The sequence below is a fragment of the Roseateles sp. Mitsp63 genome, assembly GCF_059491535.1.
Genome location: NZ_CP168509.1, coordinates 3,699,015 through 3,717,285, shown reverse-complemented (window position 1 = coordinate 3,717,285; position 18,271 = coordinate 3,699,015). Strand labels below are relative to the sequence as shown.

General features: G+C 71.4%; 18 protein-coding genes. 11 read left to right on the top strand and 7 right to left on the bottom strand.

Going from position 1 to position 18,271, the window contains the following annotated elements; all coding sequences use genetic code 11:
- Nucleotides 1-175: 175 nt before the first annotated feature.
- The 9 genes from ACEN96_RS16270 (at nucleotide 176) to ACEN96_RS16230 (ending at nucleotide 10,515) form a co-directional block, all read left to right on the top strand.
- Nucleotides 176-1,363 carry a glycosyltransferase gene (locus ACEN96_RS16270; RefSeq protein ID WP_495584135.1) on the top strand — a complete coding sequence of 396 codons (1,188 nt, stop codon included), beginning with the start codon at nucleotides 176-178 and terminating at the stop codon, nucleotides 1,361-1,363.
- A 13-nt stretch (nucleotides 1,364-1,376) separates the two neighbouring features.
- Complete coding sequence (locus ACEN96_RS16265; RefSeq protein ID WP_495584134.1) at nucleotides 1,377-2,330, top strand: amidohydrolase family protein; 954 nt, start codon at nucleotides 1,377-1,379, stop codon at nucleotides 2,328-2,330.
- 61 nt (nucleotides 2,331-2,391) lie between these two features.
- Nucleotides 2,392-3,627 carry a glycosyltransferase gene (locus tag ACEN96_RS16260; protein ID WP_495584133.1) on the top strand — a complete coding sequence of 412 codons (1,236 nt, stop codon included), beginning with the start codon at nucleotides 2,392-2,394 and terminating at the stop codon, nucleotides 3,625-3,627.
- 121 nt (nucleotides 3,628-3,748) lie between these two features.
- Entirely contained in the window at nucleotides 3,749-5,176 is a 1,428-nt protein-coding gene (locus ACEN96_RS16255; RefSeq protein WP_495584132.1) for a glycosyltransferase family 4 protein, read from the top strand.
- Entirely contained in the window at nucleotides 5,173-6,402 is a 1,230-nt protein-coding gene (locus ACEN96_RS16250; RefSeq protein WP_495584131.1) for a glycosyltransferase family 9 protein, read from the top strand. Before ACEN96_RS16255 ends, ACEN96_RS16250 begins: the two co-directional genes overlap by 4 nt.
- Entirely contained in the window at nucleotides 6,399-7,409 is a 1,011-nt protein-coding gene (locus ACEN96_RS16245) for a glycosyltransferase family 2 protein (RefSeq protein WP_495584130.1), read from the top strand. The genes ACEN96_RS16250 and ACEN96_RS16245 overlap by 4 nt, the downstream gene beginning before the upstream one ends.
- A gap of 7 nt (nucleotides 7,410-7,416) precedes the next feature.
- Nucleotides 7,417-8,652 carry a glycosyltransferase family 9 protein gene (locus tag ACEN96_RS16240; protein ID WP_495584129.1) on the top strand — a complete coding sequence of 412 codons (1,236 nt, stop codon included), beginning with the start codon at nucleotides 7,417-7,419 and terminating at the stop codon, nucleotides 8,650-8,652.
- Nucleotides 8,576-9,526 carry a glycosyltransferase family 4 protein gene (locus tag ACEN96_RS16235; RefSeq protein ID WP_495584128.1) on the top strand — a complete coding sequence of 317 codons (951 nt, stop codon included), beginning with the start codon at nucleotides 8,576-8,578 and terminating at the stop codon, nucleotides 9,524-9,526. The genes ACEN96_RS16240 and ACEN96_RS16235 overlap by 77 nt, the downstream gene beginning before the upstream one ends.
- Nucleotides 9,523-10,515 (top strand): UDP-glucuronic acid decarboxylase family protein, encoded by a 993-nt coding sequence (locus ACEN96_RS16230; RefSeq protein WP_495584127.1) that lies wholly within the window; start codon nucleotides 9,523-9,525, stop codon nucleotides 10,513-10,515. The genes ACEN96_RS16235 and ACEN96_RS16230 overlap by 4 nt, the downstream gene beginning before the upstream one ends.
- A 241-nt stretch (nucleotides 10,516-10,756) precedes the next feature.
- On the opposite strand, the gene ACEN96_RS16225 is transcribed toward ACEN96_RS16230, so the two are convergent.
- The 7 genes from ACEN96_RS16225 to ACEN96_RS16195 all read right to left on the bottom strand — a co-directional run bounded on the left by ACEN96_RS16225 (nucleotide 10,757) and on the right by ACEN96_RS16195 (nucleotide 16,111).
- Entirely contained in the window at nucleotides 10,757-11,992 is a 1,236-nt protein-coding gene (locus ACEN96_RS16225) for a beta-glucosidase (protein WP_495584126.1), read from the bottom strand.
- Nucleotides 11,989-12,591 (bottom strand): D-sedoheptulose 7-phosphate isomerase, encoded by a 603-nt coding sequence (locus ACEN96_RS16220; protein ID WP_495584125.1) that lies wholly within the window; start codon nucleotides 12,589-12,591, stop codon nucleotides 11,989-11,991. The genes ACEN96_RS16225 and ACEN96_RS16220 overlap by 4 nt, the downstream gene beginning before the upstream one ends.
- On the bottom strand, nucleotides 12,588-13,529 hold the full coding sequence (gene rfaE1 / locus ACEN96_RS16215) for a D-glycero-beta-D-manno-heptose-7-phosphate kinase (RefSeq protein ID WP_495584124.1): 942 nt from the start codon (nucleotides 13,527-13,529) through the stop codon (nucleotides 12,588-12,590). Before rfaE1 ends, ACEN96_RS16220 begins: the two co-directional genes overlap by 4 nt.
- Complete coding sequence (locus ACEN96_RS16210; protein WP_495584123.1) at nucleotides 13,526-14,017, bottom strand: adenylyltransferase/cytidyltransferase family protein; 492 nt, start codon at nucleotides 14,015-14,017, stop codon at nucleotides 13,526-13,528. The genes rfaE1 and ACEN96_RS16210 overlap by 4 nt, the downstream gene beginning before the upstream one ends.
- A gap of 51 nt (nucleotides 14,018-14,068) precedes the next feature.
- Entirely contained in the window at nucleotides 14,069-14,770 is a 702-nt protein-coding gene (locus ACEN96_RS16205) for a D-glycero-alpha-D-manno-heptose-1,7-bisphosphate 7-phosphatase (protein ID WP_495584122.1), read from the bottom strand.
- Nucleotides 14,767-15,576 carry an SDR family oxidoreductase gene (locus ACEN96_RS16200; protein WP_495584121.1) on the bottom strand — a complete coding sequence of 270 codons (810 nt, stop codon included), beginning with the start codon at nucleotides 15,574-15,576 and terminating at the stop codon, nucleotides 14,767-14,769. The genes ACEN96_RS16205 and ACEN96_RS16200 overlap by 4 nt, the downstream gene beginning before the upstream one ends.
- A gap of 73 nt (nucleotides 15,577-15,649) precedes the next feature.
- A complete protein-coding gene (locus ACEN96_RS16195; protein WP_495584120.1) occupies nucleotides 15,650-16,111 on the bottom strand; it encodes a hypothetical protein in 462 nt (153 codons plus the stop codon).
- A 172-nt stretch (nucleotides 16,112-16,283) separates the two neighbouring features.
- On the opposite strand from ACEN96_RS16195, the gene ACEN96_RS16190 reads away from it, so the two are divergent.
- Together ACEN96_RS16190 and ACEN96_RS16185 are read left to right on the top strand one after the other, a co-directional pair.
- A complete protein-coding gene (locus ACEN96_RS16190; RefSeq protein ID WP_495584119.1) occupies nucleotides 16,284-16,802 on the top strand; it encodes a hemerythrin domain-containing protein in 519 nt (172 codons plus the stop codon).
- A 156-nt stretch (nucleotides 16,803-16,958) separates the two neighbouring features.
- Nucleotides 16,959-18,128, top strand: a complete 1,170-nt coding sequence (locus tag ACEN96_RS16185) for a zinc-dependent alcohol dehydrogenase (RefSeq protein WP_495584118.1) — start codon at nucleotides 16,959-16,961, stop codon at nucleotides 18,126-18,128.
- Nucleotides 18,129-18,271 lie beyond the last annotated feature (143 nt).

The following is an 18,271-nucleotide window of genomic DNA, read 5'->3' as shown; positions in this document are numbered from 1 at the left end:
AAGCGGCGCTCTGGCAAACGTGATGCGAAGCGGTGTGCTCCGTCGCACACAAGCGCATGACCGTCCCGTGAATGGGCGACGAGTGCGAGCCGATGCGATCGAGAGCGCTGTACGGCAACACCTCGGGATTCGGTCTTGCCGAACCGGTCGTCACGCACATCCGAAGAGACCCTCCATGCCACAGCAGCCTTACCTCCTCGTGTTCTCGCATCTGCGCTGGGACTTCGTGTTCCAGCGTCCCCAGCACCTGATGTCCCGGCTGGCGGCCGGCTATCGCGTGCTCTTCATCGAGGAACCGGTGCACGATCCCGCCGGCGCGGCGCGCATCGAGACGCGCCGCGTCGGCGGCCCCGCGGGCGAGATCGAGGTGATGGTCCCGTTCACGCCGGTGGCCGCGCCCGGCTTCGACGACGCGCAGCTGCCGTTGCTGCTGCCGCTGCTCGAACGCGAGCTCGCGCAGCGCGAGGTCCGCGATTACCTGGTCTGGCTCTACACGCCGATGGCGTTGCCGCTGATCGCCGGCATGCACCCGCGCGCGCTGGTCTACGACTGCATGGACGAGCTGTCCGCCTTCAAGAACGCGCCGGCGCAACTGCGGCAGCGGGAGAACGCGCTGATGAGCACGGCCGACCTGGTGCTCTGCGGCGGCCCGGCGCTCTATGAAGCGCGCCGGGGCCAGCATCCGCATCTGCACTGCCTGCCGAGCGCCGTCGACGCCGCGCATTTCGCGCCGCCGACGACCGGTCGCGACCATCCGCTGGCATGGCGGTCGCGGGAGCTGCAAGGGCACATTCCGCATCCGCGGCTGGGCTTCTTCGGCGTCATCGACGAGCGCATGGACCTCGCGCTGGTCGCGGCCATCGCCCAGGCGCGGCCGGACTGGCAGCTGGTCATGGTCGGCCCGGTCGTGAAGATCTCGGAGCAGGACCTGCCGCGCCATCCCAACATCCATTGGCTGGGCATGCAGCGCTACGAGCTGCTGCCGCACCTGCTGGCGGGCTGGGACCTGTGCCTGATGCCCTTCGCGATGAACGACTCGACGCGCTTCATCAGCCCGACCAAGACGCTGGAATACCTGGCCGGCGGCAAGCCGGTGGTCAGCACGCCGATCCGGGACGTGGTCGGGCTCTATGGCGACGTGGTCCGCATCGGCGCCGACGCCGCGTCCTTCGTGGCCGCCTGCGAGGAGGTGCTGGACGAGGATGCCGCCTCGCGCGAGTACTGGCATGGCAGCGCCGCGGCCGTGGTGCAGGCCAGTTCCTGGGACGCGGGCGCGCAACGCGTGCGCGCGTGGCTGGACGAGGTGGCGCGTCCCGCGCAGCCGGACGCGCCGGTCATCGGCCACTCGCTGCGCGCGGCCTGACGGCGTCCTTGTCATGATCATCGACGCCCACCTTCATTGCACCGGCCGCGAGACGGCCGACGACGTACTGCGCACGCTGGACGAGGCCGGCATCGACGTCGGCGTGCTGCTGGCGCCGTTCCTCGGCGACGGCTACTCGCTCGACGACGCCGCCTCGCTGCGACGCGGCAACGCGCACCTGGCGGCGCTGGTGCGCCATCACCCGGACCGCCTCATCGGCTTCGCCGTCGTCGACCCGCGCCATGCCGACGCGCCCGACGATCTGCGCCACGCGATCGAGGAGCTCGGCCTGCGCGGCTGCAAGATGGTGCCCACCGGCTGGTATCCCTATGAAGAGCGCGTGCAGCCGGTCTTCGCCGTCGCCAACGAGCACGCGCTGCCGCTGCTCTTCCACAGCGGCATCTTCATCGACGGCCGCTCGGGGCGCTTCTGCCGGCCCACCTACTTCGAGGCATTGCGCGACCACCCCCGCACGCGGGTCGCGCTGGCGCACATGGGCTGGCCCTGGACCGACGAGGCGCTCGCCGTCGCGCTGATCGACCGCATCCACGGCGTGCCGCACGACAAGGCGCAGTTCCGGCTCGACATCTCGTTCGGCCCGCCGCCGCCGTACCGGCGCGAGGTGCTGGCGCGGATGCTGGACGTGCTGGGTGCGGGCTCGCTGCAGTTCGGCAGCGACTGTTTCCTGCCGTGCTCCGGCGCCCATGTCCTTGAACGCAAGCAGTGGGTCGTCGACCTGATGGACGAGCTCGACCTGGGCGCCGACACGCGCCAGCGCCTGTGGAGCGGCACCGCCGCGGCCTGGCTGGGCATCGAGGACAAAGCCCCTCTTGACCGCTCGCAGCCGACGCCCCATGGCGACCGGGCCGCGGCCGATCGCCCGCATGCCGGCCTGCTCGCCGGCGCCTCGCTGTCGGGCAGCGGCGGCGATTACGCGCCGCGGCCCTGGCGTCCCATCTGCTGCTGATCCGCATCGTCCGCCGCGCCTTCGATCTCGCGCAGCGCCCATCCACGAACCCGCCTCCACCATGGACATCGCCTCCGACAGCCCGCTGCGCTCGGTGCCGCCTTCTCCTCAATCCCCCGCGCCGCTGCACGTGCTGCAGGTCGTCGGCAACGGCATCGTTGGCGGCATGGAACGCTGCGTCGAGCGCCTGGTGGCCGGCCTGGGCCGCACCGGCGCCTTCCGCTTCACCGTGCTGTGTCCGTCGGAAGGCGACTTCGCCGAACGCATCCGGGCCGCGGGCGGGGAGATCGGCGTCGTCGCCATGCCGGAGGATCCGCCGTGGGCGTCGATCCAGATGGTCGCGTCGCTGATTGCGGCGGAACGCGTGGACCTGGTCCACGCGCATCTGCCCAATGCGCATCTGCTGGCGGGCCTGGCCGCGCGGCTGGCCGGCGTTTCCGCGATGACGACGATCCATGGCCGCCAGGTGCTCCTGCCGGACCTCGAGGTCCACCGGATGGTCGGCAGTCATCTCAGCGTCGTGTGCCGGCAGAGCTACTACCACGCGCTGGGCCTTGGCGTGGACCGCGAGCGCGTGAGCCTGGAGCCCAACGGCGTCGACGTCGACGAGTTCCGCCCCGGTCCGCGGCCGGCGCAGGGCCTGCGTGCCGCGCTGGGCCTCGCGGACGATACGTTGCTGACCGGCTTCGTCGGCCGCCTGTCGCCGGAGAAGGCGCCGGAGGTTTTCGTCCGCGCCGCGGCACTGTTGCTGCAACGGCTGCCGGATGTGCATTTCGTGCTGATCGGCGAAGGGCCGATGAAGACGCAGCTGCGCGAGACGGTGGAACGCATGGGCCTGGCGTCGCGCCTCCATCTGCGCGGGGGCGTCGCCGACGTGCGGCCGGTCTTCCACGACCTGGACCTGCTGGTGTCGAGCTCCAACTCGGAGGCGATGCCGCTCGCGCTGATGGAAGGCATGGCCAGCGGCCTGCCGGTGGTCGCCACGCGCGTGGGCGGCGTGCCGGAGATCGTCGAGCACGGCGGCACCGGCTGGCTGGTCGCGCCGCGCGACTACGAGGACCTCGCCGGCCGCATGCATCAGATGCTGACGCTGCATGAGCTTCGCCGCCACATGGGTGCGGCGGCCCGGGCCCGGATGGAGCGGCATCACCGGCTGGACCGCGCGCTGGAGCGGGTCGCGGACCGGATGCGCGCGCTCGCGCGGCCGGCGGGCGCCGCCGCCTCGACCCTTGCCGTGGCACGCGTTCCGCGCGTGGCCGCCGGCGCCTCGCACGCCGGCGGCCGGAAGGCCCGATGAACACGTGGAACCGCGGCGACGGGGCGGCCATCGCCACCCGCGCGCCGACTCGTCGCGAAGCGGCATGTCATTTGCCTTTCAAGCTTGATCCCGGCACTGGTCCGGGGCAGATGGAGCAGTCATGATCGAAGCCCCCTTGAGAGTCGCGCTGATCAGCGAACACGCCTCCCCGCTGGCCCAGCAGGGCGGCGTCGATGCCGGCGGCCAGAACGTCTACGTGGCCCATGTGGCGGCGGCGCTCGCGCGGCGCGGCCATCACGTGGACGTGCTCACGCGCCGCGACAGCCGCGCGCTGCCCACCGCGGTGGACATGCGTCCCGGCGTGCGCGTCCTGCACATCGATGCCGGTCCGCCGGAGTTCGTGCCCAAGGAGCAGCTGCTGCCGCACATGCGCGCGTTCGGCACGGCAGCGCTCCGGCTGATGCGGCGCAGCCTGCGCCATGACGCGGTGCACGCCAATTTCTTCATGTCGGGGCTGGTCGGTCTGCGGCTTCAGCGGCAACTGAACCTGCCGCTGGTGCAGACCTTCCATGCGCTGGGCGCCGTGCGGCGCCTGCATCAGAAGGAGGCGGACCGCTTCCCGCCCGAGCGCATCGAGCTTGAGAGCCGCATCGCGCGCGAGGCCGACTGCGTCGTCGCCGAGTGCCCGCAGGACGCGGCCGACCTGATCGAGCACTGCGGCGCCTCGCCGGAGCGCATCGCGCAGGTGCCCTGCGGCGTCGATCTCGACGAGTTCGGTCCCGGCGACAAGCTGCAGGCGCGGCGCAAGCTGCATCTGCCGGAGGACGAGTTCATCGTGCTGCAGCTGGGGCGGCTGGTCCCGCGCAAGGGCGTGGACAACGTGATCCGCGCGGTCGCGGCGATGCAGCGGATGCCGGAGCGCCGCGCGTTCCGGCTGCTGATCGTCGGCGGCGAGTCAACGGTGCCCGACGAGACGCGCACGCCGGAGATCGGCCGGCTGCGCCGCATCGCGCAGGAGGCTGGCGTGCAGGCGCGGGTGACCTTCGTGGGCCGCCGTGATCGCGACCAGCTGCGCGACTACTACCGCGCGGCGGACGTGTTCGTGACGACGCCCTGGTACGAGCCCTTCGGCATCACGCCGCTGGAGGCGATGGCCTGCGCCACGCCGGTGATCGGCGCGGCGGTCGGCGGGATCCAGCACACGGTGGTGGACGGACTGACCGGCTATCTGGTGCCGCCGGAGGATCCGGAGACGCTCGCGCTGCGACTCGACGATCTGCGGCGCCATCCCGAGATCGGCCGCCTGATGGGGCGCGCCGGCCTGCTGCGCGTGCAGCGCGAGTTCACCTGGGACAGTGTTGCCTTCCGCCTGGCCGGCATTTACGCGCGGGTCGCGGCTCGGCGGGCGATGCTGGGCGCGCAGCCGATCCGGCTGCTCGAGCCCGACCTCGACGTGGCCGAGGCTGCCGACGCGATGCCGCTGCGCCACCTGTCGCGGCCGCATCTCGCGACCGTGGGCGAGGCCGTCGACGGCGGCCGCGCCGATGTCGTGCCGATGCCGTTGCAGACCTCGGGGGCGCAGGGATGAGCGGCGAGGCGGCCATCGATCTGGATCGCATCCGGCGCTGGAGCACGGCGCGGCGCGTGCTGCTGATCCGGCTCGACAACCTGGGCGACGTGTTGATGACGACGCCCGCCATCGCGGCGGTGCGCGAGTCCTTGCCCGACGCGCACCTGACGCTGCTGGCGGCGCCCGCGATGAAGGGGCTCGCGCCGCATCTGCCGCAGCTCGACGAGATCGTCGGCTTCCATGCGCCCTGGATGAAGGCGGGCGCCACGGCGCTCGATGCCATCGAAGCCGGCGCCGCAGCGGGGCTGGACCCGGAGGTCGGGTCGCGCGGCGGGCACGAGCGGCGCCTGCTGGCCCGCCTGGCGATGGAGGGCCATGACGCGGCCATCGTCTTCACCGTCTGCACCCAGAGCGTCTTTCCGGCGGCCACCTTGTGCCGGCTCGCCGGCATCCCCAACGTGCTGGGTCATGCGCGCGAGCGCGCCTATGGCCTGCTCAGCGACGAGATCCCGGACCGCGACGTGGTCGGCGAGGGCATGCGGCATGAGGTGAGGCGGCAACTCGATCTGGTCGCCGCCGCGGGCTTCAGGACACAGGACGAGCGGCTGCGCTTTCGCGTGCTCGATCACGACCGCGCCGCCGTGCGGCGGGGATTGCAAGCCGCGGGGCTGCGCCCGAATCAGCCCTTCGTGCTGCTGCATCCGGGCGCGAGCGCGCCCTCGCGGCGCTATCCGGCCGATCGCCTGGGCGAGTCGGCCCGCCTGCTGCGCCAGGCGCTGGCGGCGGAGCCGGGCCTGAGTGGACGATTGCCGCCCGCGATCGTGCTCTGCGCCGGCCCTGGTGAGGAGCCGTTGGTGCGCGAGGCCCTCGACGCGCTCGGCGGGGATGCGCTGCTGCCGCCGCCACCGGCCAGGCTGGGCGAGCTGGCCGCGCTCATCGAGGCCGCCAGCCTGCTGATCGCCAACAACAGCGGTCCGGTGCACCTGGCCGCGGCGGTGGGCACGCCGGTCGTGGACCTGTACGCGCTGACCAATCCGCAGCACACGCCGTGGCAGGTGCCGTCGCGCGTGCTGTTCCGCGACGTGCCGTGCCGCTTCTGCCAGAAGAGCGTCTGCCCCGAGGGCCATCACGGCTGCCTGAGCGGCGTGAGTCCGGGCGAGGTGGCCGATGCGGCGATCACCCTGATGCCGCGGCGCGCGCGTGAACCGGCCATCACCGAGCAGGCGCTGGGGGCCGCGGCATGAGCGAGCCGGCGCCCGAGATCACCGTCGTCATGCCGACCTACAGGCGGCCGGACCTGCTGGAGCGCTGCCTGAAGGCGCTGCTGGCGCAGACGCTGGCGCCGCAGCGCTTCGAGATCGTGGTCGTCGACGATGGCAAGGAGGATCGCTGCCGCGAGCAGGTCGAGCGGATCGCCGCGATGACCCGGCAGCCGGCCATCGTCTACCGGCGTCCCGCCGTCGGCCGCGGTCCGGCGGTGGCGCGCAATGCCGGCTGGCGCGCCGCGCGGGCGCCGCTGATCGCCTTCACGGACGACGACACCATGCCGGATCCGGATTGGCTGGCGCGCGGCCTGGCGGCGATGCGGGCGAATCCGCAATGGGTCGCCGCCGCCGGGCGGGTGCGCGTGCCTGCGCCGCTGGAGCTGGGCGGGGCGCAGCGGCCGGAGCGGCCGACCGACCATGAGCTGATGACGCGCGGCCTCGAGACCGCGGAGTTCGTCACCGCCAACGCCTTCGTCCGCCGGCACGTGCTGGTGGCGATCGAGGGCTTCGACGAGCGCTTCCTGCGCGCCTGGCGCGAGGATTCCGACCTGCAGTTCCGGCTGCAGGCGCAGGGGCCGGTGGGCCGGATCGAGGAGGCACTGGTGTGGCATCCGGTCCGGCCGGAGCGCTGGGGCGTATCGCTGCGGCAGCAGCGCAATGTCTTCTTCGATGCGCTGCTGTACCGCAAGCATCCGGCGATCTACCGCTCGCGCGTGCGGCCCGTGCCGCCGTGGGACTACTACGCCATCGTCGCGTTGACCGTCGGCGCCCCGTTCGCCGAGATGCAGCGCGAGCCGCGCGCCGCGGCGTTGATGCTGGCCGTCGCGCTGTTGCTGGTGCTGCGCATCGCCGTGAAGCGGCTGCGCCGGACCTCGCTCGCGCCGTCGCATGTGTGGGAGATGCTCTGCACCTCGGCGGCGATTCCTTTCCTCTCGGTGTACTGGCGGCTGCGCGGCGCGTGGCATTTCCGGACGCCTTTCCTGTGAGGCCGTCATGAATCCGTTGCCCACGCCCACGCGGCCATCGCCGCCGCCGGCCTTCATCGACGGCGCGGTCCGCCGCATCGTGGTGCTGCGGGCGCTGATGCTGGGCGACACGATCTGCGCCGTGCCGGCGCTGCGTGCGATCCGGCGCGCCTGGCCGCAGGCGCACATCGCGCTGATGGGGATGCCGGTGGCGCGCGAGTACCTGTCGCGCCTGGATTGCGTCGATGAATGGCGGCCGTTCCCCGGCTGGCCGGGGCTGCCCGAGCGCGGCGTCGACGTGCGGGAGCTGCCCGCCTTCCTGTCGGCCATGCATGCCAGCGACTGGGATCTCGCGATCCAGCTGCATGGCAGCGGCGAGTCGACCAACCCCTTCGTGGCGTTGCTGGGCGCGCGCTGGAACGCGGGATTCCGGGGCACGGCGGCGTGGGCGCCGCCCGCGGACGCGGAGCGCTTCGCGCCGTGGCCGCTGCTCGGTCACGAAACGCAGCGGCTGCTGTCGCTGTGCCGGCATCTCGGCCTGCCGGTCGAGGACGAGCACCTGGAGTTCCCCCTGCGCGAGGCCGATGACGACGAGTTGCTGCGCGCCTGGCCCGGCCGCGCCGGCGCGGGCGCCTATGCCTGCCTGCATGTGGGCGCGCAGCTGCCCTCGCGCCGGTGGCCGCTGCGCCGCTTCGCGGCGGTGGCGCAGGCGCTGCATGACGGCGGCCACACGGTGGTGCTCACGGGCACCGCGGGCGAGCGCGCGTTGACCACCGAGCTGGCCGCGATGCTGGCCGCGCTCGACGTGCCTTGCGTCGACCTCGCGGGGGAGACCACGCTCTGGACGCTGGGCGCGCTGCTGCGCGGCGCGCGGGTGCTGGTGTGCAACGACACCGGCGTCTCGCACATCGCGGCGGCGCTGCGCGTGCCGAGCGTGGTGCTGTCCTGCGGCAGCGAGCCGATGCGCTGGGCGCCGCCGGACCGGGCGCGCCACCGCGTGCTGGCCAAGCCCGCCCCGTGCCGGCCCTGCGCCTATCCGGAATGTCCCAACGGCCATGCCTGCGCGCATGCGCTGTCCGTCTTCGACGTGCTGCAGGCGCTGGAGGAGGTGCTCCGGCAGCCGCTCGCGGCGCCGGGCGCCGGCGGGCCGTCATCCGATTCCTCATCGATTCCGAAGGAGGGCGCCCATGCCCCGCCGACTGCGCATCCTGACCTGGCACGTCCACGGCAACTATCTCTACAACCTCACGCAGGTACCGCATGACTTCCACCTGGTGACCGATCCGGCGCGCACGCCGGGCCGGGTGGGCCGCGTGGGCGCGCTGCCGTGGGGCGACAACGTGCACGAGGCGCCGGTCGAGGAGATCGCGAAGTTGCCGTTCGATGTCGTGCTCTACCAGCATCGCGCCGGGTGGGACGAGGACCGGCCGCGCTGGCTGTCCGAGGCCCAGCGCCGGCTGCCGAGGATCTACCTGGAGCACGACCCGCCGCAGCAGCATCCGACCGAGACGCTGCACTGGGTGCAGGATCCCGGCGCGCTGCTGGTGCATTGCACGCATTTCAACGCGCTGATGTGGAACGCCGGCGTGACGCCGTCGCGCGTCGTGGAGCATGGCGTGCGGCCGCTGACGCAGGACGTGTACCGCGGCGACGTGGAGCGCGGGCTGGTCGTCGTCAATCATCTGCAGCGGCGCGGAAGGCGGCTCGGCGCCGACCTGTACCAGCAGCTCATCGAGCGCGTGCCGCTGACGCTGGTGGGCATGGGCAGCGAGACGATGCCCGGCGGCTGGGGCGAGGCCTCGCAGCAGGAGTTGCCGAAACACATGGCGTCGCACCGGTTCTTCCTGCATCCGGTGCGGTACACGAGCCTGGGGCTCGCGCTGATCGAGGCGATGCTGATCGGGCAGCCGGTCGTCGGCCTGGCCACGACGGAGCTGGCGACGGTGATCCGCAGTGGCGAGAACGGCTTTATCGACAACCGGCCGGCGGCGCTCGCCGACACGATGGGCAGGCTGCTGCGCGACCCGGGGCTGGCGCGCGAATGGGGCGAGCGCGGACGGCAGCTGGCGCGGGAGCGCTTCAACGTCGACCGCTTCGTCGCCGACTGGATGCAGGTCCTTCACGAGGTCACGACATGAACCAAGCTCACGACTCGATCCATGAGGCGCCGCGCACGGTGCTGGTCACCGGCGCCGCCGGCTTCGTCGGCAGTCATCTGTGCGAGGCGCTGCTGGCGCGCGGTCATCGGGTGATGGCCGTCGACAACCTCAGCACCGGCGATATTGATCACCTCGACCGGCTGCTGGGGCACAAGGGGTTCACCTTCCATCGCCGCGATGTCTGCCTGGAGCCGACGCCGGAGATGGCGCAGGCCGATCGCATCTTCAACCTGGCATGCCCGGCGAGTCCGGCGTATTACCAGACGGCGCCGGTGGATACGGTGCTCAGCAGCGTGCTGGGCGTGTGGCGGCTGCTGGAGCTGGCGCAGCACAGCGGGGCGAGGTTGTTGCATACGTCGACGAGCGAGGTGTACGGGGATCCGGACTGTCATCCGCAGCATGAGGACTACTGGGGACACGTCAATCCGAATGGCGCCCGGTCCTGCTACGACGAGGGCAAGCGCTGCGCGGAAGCGATGCTGATGGCGTACCACCAGGAGCGGGGCGTCGATGTGCGGGTGGCGAGGATCTTCAATACCTACGGACCGAGGCTGCGGCCTGGGGACGGGCGGGTGGTGAGCAACTTCATCGTGCAGGCGCTTCAGGGGGAGGACCTGACGGTCTATGGGGATGGGACGCAGACGCGCAGCTTCTGCTATGTGGATGACACGGTGCGGGCGTTGATGCTGTTGATGGAAGGGGAACACATCGGTCCGATCAATGTCGGGAATCCGGGCGAGCACACGATGCTGGAGCTGGCGGAGAGGATCCTGGCGATGACCGGCAGCCGGTCGAGGATCGTGTTCCGGCCGCTGCCGCAGGATGATCCGAGGCGTCGCTGCCCGGACATCACGCGCGCGAAGACGCTGCTGAACTGGACGCCGGATGTGGACCTCGAGGATGGGCTGCGCCGCACCATCGAGCACTTCCGCGGCGTGCTGGGCGAGCGCAGCGTGACGGTCGCTTAGCAGGAGGACTGCGGCGTGCCACCGCCGCTGGCCCTCACCCCTTCCTCTCCCGCAAGCGGGCGAAGGGGTAAGACGGGGCTGCCCGCACTTGCCTTGCGCAAGAACTCCCTCGCCCCCCGCGAGGGGGGAGAGGGCAGGGGAGAGGGGGTGCTTCGAAGGGCAGCAGCGCTGTGGCACGAGCCCCCTCTCCCCTCCCTCTCCCCGCTGGGGCGAGGGGGTTTACTACGACGACGTCCGGCTCTTACCCCCTCGCCCGCTTGCGGGAGAGGGTGGGGGTGAGGGCCAGCGGCCTGCGCAGATGGAAGGCTCGCGACCAGGCCGCGAGCGCCCGCGCATAGGGCCGAACGAGTCGTCGCCCGACCGGCCGCCCATGCGCATCGCGAGGCACATGCCAGAGCCCGCTGCGATGCCAGCGCTCGGGCTCATGCCAATCCGGCCGGTCGAGCATCGGATAAAGGCACACCCCCGCGAGCGGGACGCCTTGCTCGATCGCTCGACGCGCCTCGCCGGCGATGTCGTTCAGCCAGTCCGCGCGTCCACGGCCGATGTGCCCGGTTTCCGCGACGATCAGCGGCCGCCGATATCGCTCCCACACCAACCCCAGCAGCTCCGACAGCGGTGCCCGCCTCGGATCCCCGAGGTGCCAAGCCAGCCGCTTCTCACTCGGCACCTCCCACTGGCTGCTGTGATAGTGATTGAGTCCGACCCAGTCCAGCGCCGCCATCGATCCCCCGAGCTCCGGCTCCTGCATCCCCGCCAGCATGTCGAAGGCCTGCCACTGGTACGACGCGATGCGCGTGGCCAGCTCGCGATGCTCGGGCGCTTCATCCGATGGCACCACGTGGATCACCGGATCGATGTGGAGGAAACGCGCCTGCGGATCGACATCGCGGATCGCCGCTATCCCCGCCAGCGCCGCGCGCACGAGCCGCCGTTTGATCTCATAGCCGCTGATGCGCGAGTCCTCCTTCCCGGCGTCCTCCGGATGCGCGCCCGCCGGTCCCATCGCGTTCGTCGACGAGGCGGCCCAGGCGAGGAAGCTGATCTCGTTGATCGGCGTGTACACGCGCGGCCCCGGCGACAGCGGCTTCAACGCGCGCGCCGCCTCCGCCGCGAAGCGCGCGAAGCGCGGGATCAACGCGTCGTCGAGCAGGCTCAGGTCCGGCGGCACGCCGTAATGCATCAGCGTCCACAGCACCTGCAGCCCATGACGCCGCGCGGTCCGGGCCACCCGCTCCGCGCGGCTGAAGTCCCAGTGCGCCGGTCCACGCTCCGTCAGCCGCCAGCCGACGCTCTCCCGCACGCATCGCAGCCCATGGCGGCGCGCCGCGCGGTAGTCCGCCTCGAGGAATCGGTCATGGCCCGTCGCGCGAACCATGTCCAGCGCGTCGCCGCGTCCATTGACGTGATCGGCGCCCTCGTAGCCGCCCATCCAGAACGAGCGGAATGGCGAGGGCTCGGTCGGCCCCGCGCTCACGGCTGCGCGATGAGCATCTGCTCCACCAGCGCGCACCAGGTGTGGCCGATGAAGATATGCGCTTCCTGGATGCGGGCCGTGTCCGCATGCGGCACGACGAGGCAGACATCGCACAGCTCACGCAGCTCGCCGCCATCGCGGCCCGACAGACCGATCGTCGTCATGCCGAGCTGGCGCGCCTGCACCAGCCCGCGCAGCACGTTGGGCGAGCGTCCCGAGGTCGAGATCCCGATCACGCAATCCCCAGGCGCGCCGATGCCGGCCACCTGGCGCGCGAAGACCTGCTCGAAGCCGTAATCGTTGCCGATGCAGGTGAGCGCCGAGCTGTCCGTCGTCAGCGCCACCGCCGCCAGCGGCGCGCGCTCCTGCTTGAAGCGGCCGGTGAACTCGGCCGCCAGATGCTGGCAGTCGGCGGCCGAGCCGCCATTGCCCATCAGCATCAGCTTGCGGCCGGCGCGCAGCGTGTCGGCCATGAAGGTCGCCGCGCGCAGGATCTCGGGACCCATCGCGTCGAGCCGGTCGAACAGCGCGCGATGCTCGCGCAGGCCATCCTCGAACGGCGACTCCGCCTCGGGCGGGAAAAGGGGCAGGGCACTCATGCGGGAACTCCCAGTTCTTCAAGCGTGACCGAGGCCGTGCCGAACTTGCCGACGACCAGGCCGGCCGCGCGGTTGGCCGCGCGCACTGCCTCCTCGAGCGCCGCGCCGCGGGCCAGGAAGCAGGTCAGCGCGGCCAGCACGGTGTCGCCGGCGCCGCTGACGTCATAGACCTCGCGCGCCTCGGTGGGGATGTGCAGGCAGGCGCCGCCGCGCGAGTACAGGCTCATGCCCTGCTCGCCGCGCGTCAGCAGCACGTGATCGATGTCCAGCCGCTGCTGCAGCGCGGCCAGCCGGTCGCAGAGCTCGTCCTCGGTGCGCCAGTCGCCGACGGCCTCGCGCAGCTCGGCCAGGTTGGGCTTGATCAGCCAGGCGCCGCGGTAGGCCTCGAGGTCCTTGCGCTTGGGATCGACCAGCACGCGGCAGGGCAGGCCGCGGCTGCGCTCGAGCAGCGTGCGGACCTCCCGCAGCGCGCCCTTGGCGTAGTCGGAGACGAGGATCCACTGGTGACGGGCCGCCAGATCGCCCGCGAGCGCGGTGAGCTCGTCGATGCGACGCTGCGGCGGCTCGGACTCGACGTCCATGCGCAGCAGCTGCTGGCGCTGGCTGACCATCCGGATCTTCTGGATGGTGTCGATGTCGGGGCCGCGCACGAAATGCTGCGTGATGCCCGGCTGGTCCAGCAGCGCCGCGAGGCAGGCGCCGGCGGTGTCGGTGCCGACGAGCCCGCTGACCGTGCACGGGCAGCGCAGCCGCGCGAGGTTGAGCGCCACGTTCGCCGCGCCGCCGGCGCGCTGCGACTGGCGGTGCAGCCGCAGGATGGGCACCGGCGCCTCGGGCGAGATGCGATGCACCGCCCCTTCGAGGTACACGTCCAGCATGCAGTCGCCGACGATGAGCACCTGCGGCGGCGCGAGTTCGGGCGGCAGGGCGTCGTTCATGGCGCGGGAGCCCTCAGGTGCTCGATCAGCTGCGTGCTGGAATGGCCTGGCAGATAGGGCCCGATCGACACCCGGCCGCCCCAGCTGCGCACCAGCGGCGTCTCGGGCAGGTCCTCGATGCGGTAGTCGCCGCCCTTGACGTACACGTCCGGCCGCAGCGCGCTCAGCAGCGCCTCGGGCGTCGGGTCGTCGAACCAGGTTACCCAGGACACGCAGGCCAGCGCGGCGACGACGCGGGCGCGATCCTCCAGCGGGTGATACGGCCGGTCGCCGCGCTTGCCCAGGCCGCGGGCGGAGCGGTCGGTGTTCAGCGCGACCACCAGGCTGCTGCCCTGCGCGCTGGCCGCCTCCAGGCTGCGGACGTGGCCGGCATGCAGGATGTCGAAGACGCCGTTGGTCACGACCAGCGGCCGCGCCAGGCGCGGCACCATCTCCTGCAGCCGCTCGGGTGGCAGGCATTTCAGCGAGCTGTCCCATTTATCCAGCATGACGGTCTCCAGCAGGCGTGGCCGAGGCGGCGAAGGCAAGGGCGGGGGGCTTCATGCCGATGCCGGAGCAGCCGGCGTTCCCGAGTGCCGCGCGGCGGCCGCGTCCTGCAGCGCGAGGCCGGCCAGCACATGCGCCGCTAGCGCGGTCCAGTCGGTGAACACCGCATCGGGCGCGCGCAGCGGCGAGCGCCGCCACACCGTCTCGCCGCCGCTGTCGAACAGCAGGCCGCGGGCGCCGGCGCGGCGGCCGGCCTCGACGTCGTCCAGCGTGTCGCCCACCATCCACGACCGCGTCAGGTCCAGACCATGGCGGCGCGCGGCGCTGATCAGCATGCCGGGCGCCGGCTTGCGGCACAGGCAGGCGGGACGGCCCTGGGCATCGGGCTCGTGCGGGCACAGCATGACGTCGTCGATGACGACGCCGGCCTCGTCGCGCAAGCGCTTCAGCAGCGCGTCCTGCAGCTGCGCGAACTGGGCGCGGGTGAAATAGCCGCGCGCCAGGCCGCTCTGGTTGGTGACGATCACCAGCGCCAGGCCGGCGCGCGCCAGCCGCGCCAGCGCCTCGCCCGCGCCGGGCATGAAGCGCAGCTTCGCCGGGTCGACGTTGTAGGGCACGTTCTCGATCAGCGTGCCGTCCTTGTCGATGAACAGGCAGGGCCGCAGCGGCCCGGCGGGCAGGCGCTCGCCGGGCGCCGCCGACAGGTCCAGGTCCTGCACCGGCAGCATGCTGACGGGATCGACGGGCGTGCTCACGGCCAGGAGGTCTCTTGGGTGGGCAGCACGGTGAGCTCGGGGATCACCGTGCCCTCGGGCTGCTGCAGCACCCAGCGCACCGCGCGGGCCACGTTCATCGGGTCCTGCAGCTTGGTCTCGTCGATGCCCGGGAAGCGGTCGAGCAGGAAGGGCGTCTTCATGCCCCCGGCGACGATCGCCGAGACGCGCACGTTCTGCGCGCGCAGCTCCGCGTGCAGCGCGTGCGACAGGCCCAGCAGCCCCCACTTGGTGGCGTGGTACGCGCTGGCGTTGGGCCAGGCGCGCTTGGATGCCGTCGACGCGATGTTGACGATGTGCCCGCCGCGCGGCTGCGTCAGCATCCGCGCCGAGGCGTACTTCGTCATCAGCAGCGGGCCCGACAGGTTGGTGTTGAGCACGCGCTGCCAGTCCTCGACGGCGAGCTCGGTCAGGGGCGCCGTGACGTCGACCGCCGCGTTGTTGACCAGCACGTCGAGGCGGCCGAAATCGCGCACGGCGGCGGCGATGACCTCCTCGCACTGGCGCGGATCGGAGACGTCCAGCGAGATCGGGACGGCCTCGATGTCGCGCTCGCCGAGCAGGGCGGCGCGATCCTTGGCGCGGTCCAGGTCGATGTCGGCCAGCAGCACGCGCATGCCGGACTCGCCCAGCACCTGCGCGATCGCGGCGCCCAGGCCGCGGCTGCCGCCGGTGATCAGCGCGACCTGGCCATTGAGCGACGGCGCGTCGGCCGCCAGGGTCTCGGCGCGGGAGGAGGGCGTGGCGGACGACGCGGCCGTGGCGGTCGTCGAGGGACTGTCGATCATGTCGGGGCTCCGGCAGGTGGGATGAAGAGAGGGGAAGGAAGCGGAAAGCGGGGACGCGCGTGTCGTCGCGCGGTCAGCGCGCGCGCTCGGCGGCGGCGCAGGCGCGGGCGCGCAGCTGCACGGCGACCATCATCGAGAAGCACTCGTCCCAGATCGGGAAGGCGCCGCTGGCGGCGACGACGAGGCCGTCGAGCCAGACACCACCCCACAGCAGGCTGTCGTCGCCGGTGAGGCGATGCGGCTCCAGCAGCTGCAGGCGGCGGCTGTCCATGCGGTGGCGCCACGACAGCAACGCCTTGCGGCGCGCGTAGTCGGCGTAGTCGACGTCCCAGCGGGCGCGGTCGCCGACCGAGTGCTCGGCCAGCACCTTCGGCTGCGAGGCGCCGTCGAGGCAGGGCACCGAGGGATCGAGCACGACCAGGTGCAGCACGCCGAGCCCGCTGATGTCGGGCGACGCGAGCTGCGCGGCGATGGCCGGCGTGAGCGCGTCGAACGCGGCGCGCGCCAGGTCTTCGGTAACGAAACGACTGCTCATTGAACGGGTCCTGATGAGGGGAAGGGGAGAAGCGCTGAGGCGACTCATCCAGCAAGGCGCGTACCCGCGCCGGTACGGGGCCTTGGGGTGGGCATAGGCCTTGCCAGAGCCTGGCTTCCGGCGCGCCGCGAGGGCGCGCATCCCAGCATCCATCAACGCCAGGAGACCTCTCATGCCTTCTTCTTCCACCGGGACCGCGAGCCGGAAAACGACGACGCGCCGCACCGCGGCCAAGAGCAAGACGCCCGATGCCATCAGCCTGCTGCGCGCGGACCACAAGGAGGTCAGCGCGCTGTTCGAGCAGTTCGGAAAGACGCGCTCGACCGCCAAGAAGCAGCAGCTGGTCGAGCAGATCTGCATGGCCCTGACCGTCCATGCGCAGATCGAGGAAGAAATCTTCTACCCCGAAGTGCAGGCCGCGTTGAAGGACAAGGAGCTGGTGCCCGAGGCCAAGGTCGAGCACCAGAGTATCAAGGACCTGATCGCCGCCGTCGAAGGCGTGGCGCCCGATGGCGAGGACTACGACGCCAAGGTCACCGTCATGGGCGAGTGGGTCAAGCACCACGTCAAGGAGGAGCAGAACGAGATGTTCCCCAAGGCGAAGAAGGCGGGGCTGGATCTGGCCGAACTCGGCGAGCGGCTGCAGCAGCGCAAGGAGGAGTTGATGGCCGAGCAGCAGATGAAGCACTGACGACGTCCCCGCGCCCGCACGGCGCACAAGCGCGATTCCTTGCCGTCAAGCCGTCGGCAGCGGATGCCGGAGCGGCCGTGCGGGGGAGCAGGGACCGGGCGTTGCAGTTGCCTGTTCAACGCGACACCTCGCCATTCCCCTGTTGAAAGGCTCTCCATGCTGGCTCTGACCTACCACGGCGCGCACGACGTGCGCGTCGAGACCGTGCCCGATCCCGTGCTCGCCGCGGAGGACGACCTCCTGCTGCGCGTGACCGCGACGGCGATCTGCGGCTCCGACCTCCACATCTACCGCGGGAAGATCCCCGACATGAAGGACGGGGACATCCTCGGCCATGAGTTCATGGGCGTGGTGGAGGAGGTGGGACGCGGCGTCGTCAACATCAAGCGCGGCGATCGCGTCGTCGTGCCGTTCACGATCTCCTGCGGGGACTGCTTCTTCTGCGGGCGCAAGCTCTTCGCGGCGTGCGAGACGACCAATCCGGGCCGCGGCGCGATCCTCAACAAGAAGGACGTCCGTTCCGGCGCGGGGCTGTTCGGCTACAGCCACCTCTACGGGGGATATCCGGGCGGGCAGGCGCAGTACGTTCGAGTGCCCAAGGCCAATGTCGGACCGCTGGTCATCCCGGATGGTTCGCTGACCGATGAACAGGTGCTGTTCCTCTCGGACATCCTGCCCACGGGCTATCAGGCGGCGCTGAACGCGCAGGTGACGCCGGGTTCGTCGCTGGCGATCTTCGGGGCGGGGCCGGTCGGCATGATGGCGGCGGCCTGCGCGCGGATGATGGGCGCGGAACGGATCTTCATGATCGACCACCATCCCTACCGGCTGGCGTTCGCGAAGGAGACCTACGGCGTGCTGCCGATCGACTTCGATCAGATCGACGATCCGGCGCAGGTCATCATCGAGCAGACCGACCATCGCGGCGTGGATGCATCGATCGACGCGGTCGGTTTCGAGGCCAAGGGCAGCACCGTGGAGACGGTGCTCTCGACGCTGAAGTTGGAGGGATCGAGCGGGACCTCGCTGCGCTGGGCGATCGCGGCGACGCGTCGCGGCGGGACCGTCAGCGTGCCCGGCGTGTATGCCGGCTTCATTCACGGCTTCCTGTTCGGCGACGCCTTCGAGAAGGGCCTGAGCTTCGCCAGCGGGCAGACGCACGCGCAGCGCTTCATGCCGGAGCTGCTCGGCGCCATCGCGCGAGGCACGCTGAAGCCGGACGTGATCATCAGCCACCGCCTGCCGCTGGTCGAGGCGGCTCGCGGCTACGAGATCTTCAACAAGAAGGAAGAGGACTGTCGCAAGGTGGTGCTGTCTCCGGGATGACCCGCTGATCCCCGCCGACAGACCCCTGCACGAGATGGCGGAGGGCCGTCCGCCGAGCGACTAGTTCCCGGCGGGGGGATCGAGGTGGGCCTCCCTTCGGGGGATGACCCCGAGCGCCGCCTTCTCCATCTGCCCTCCATATT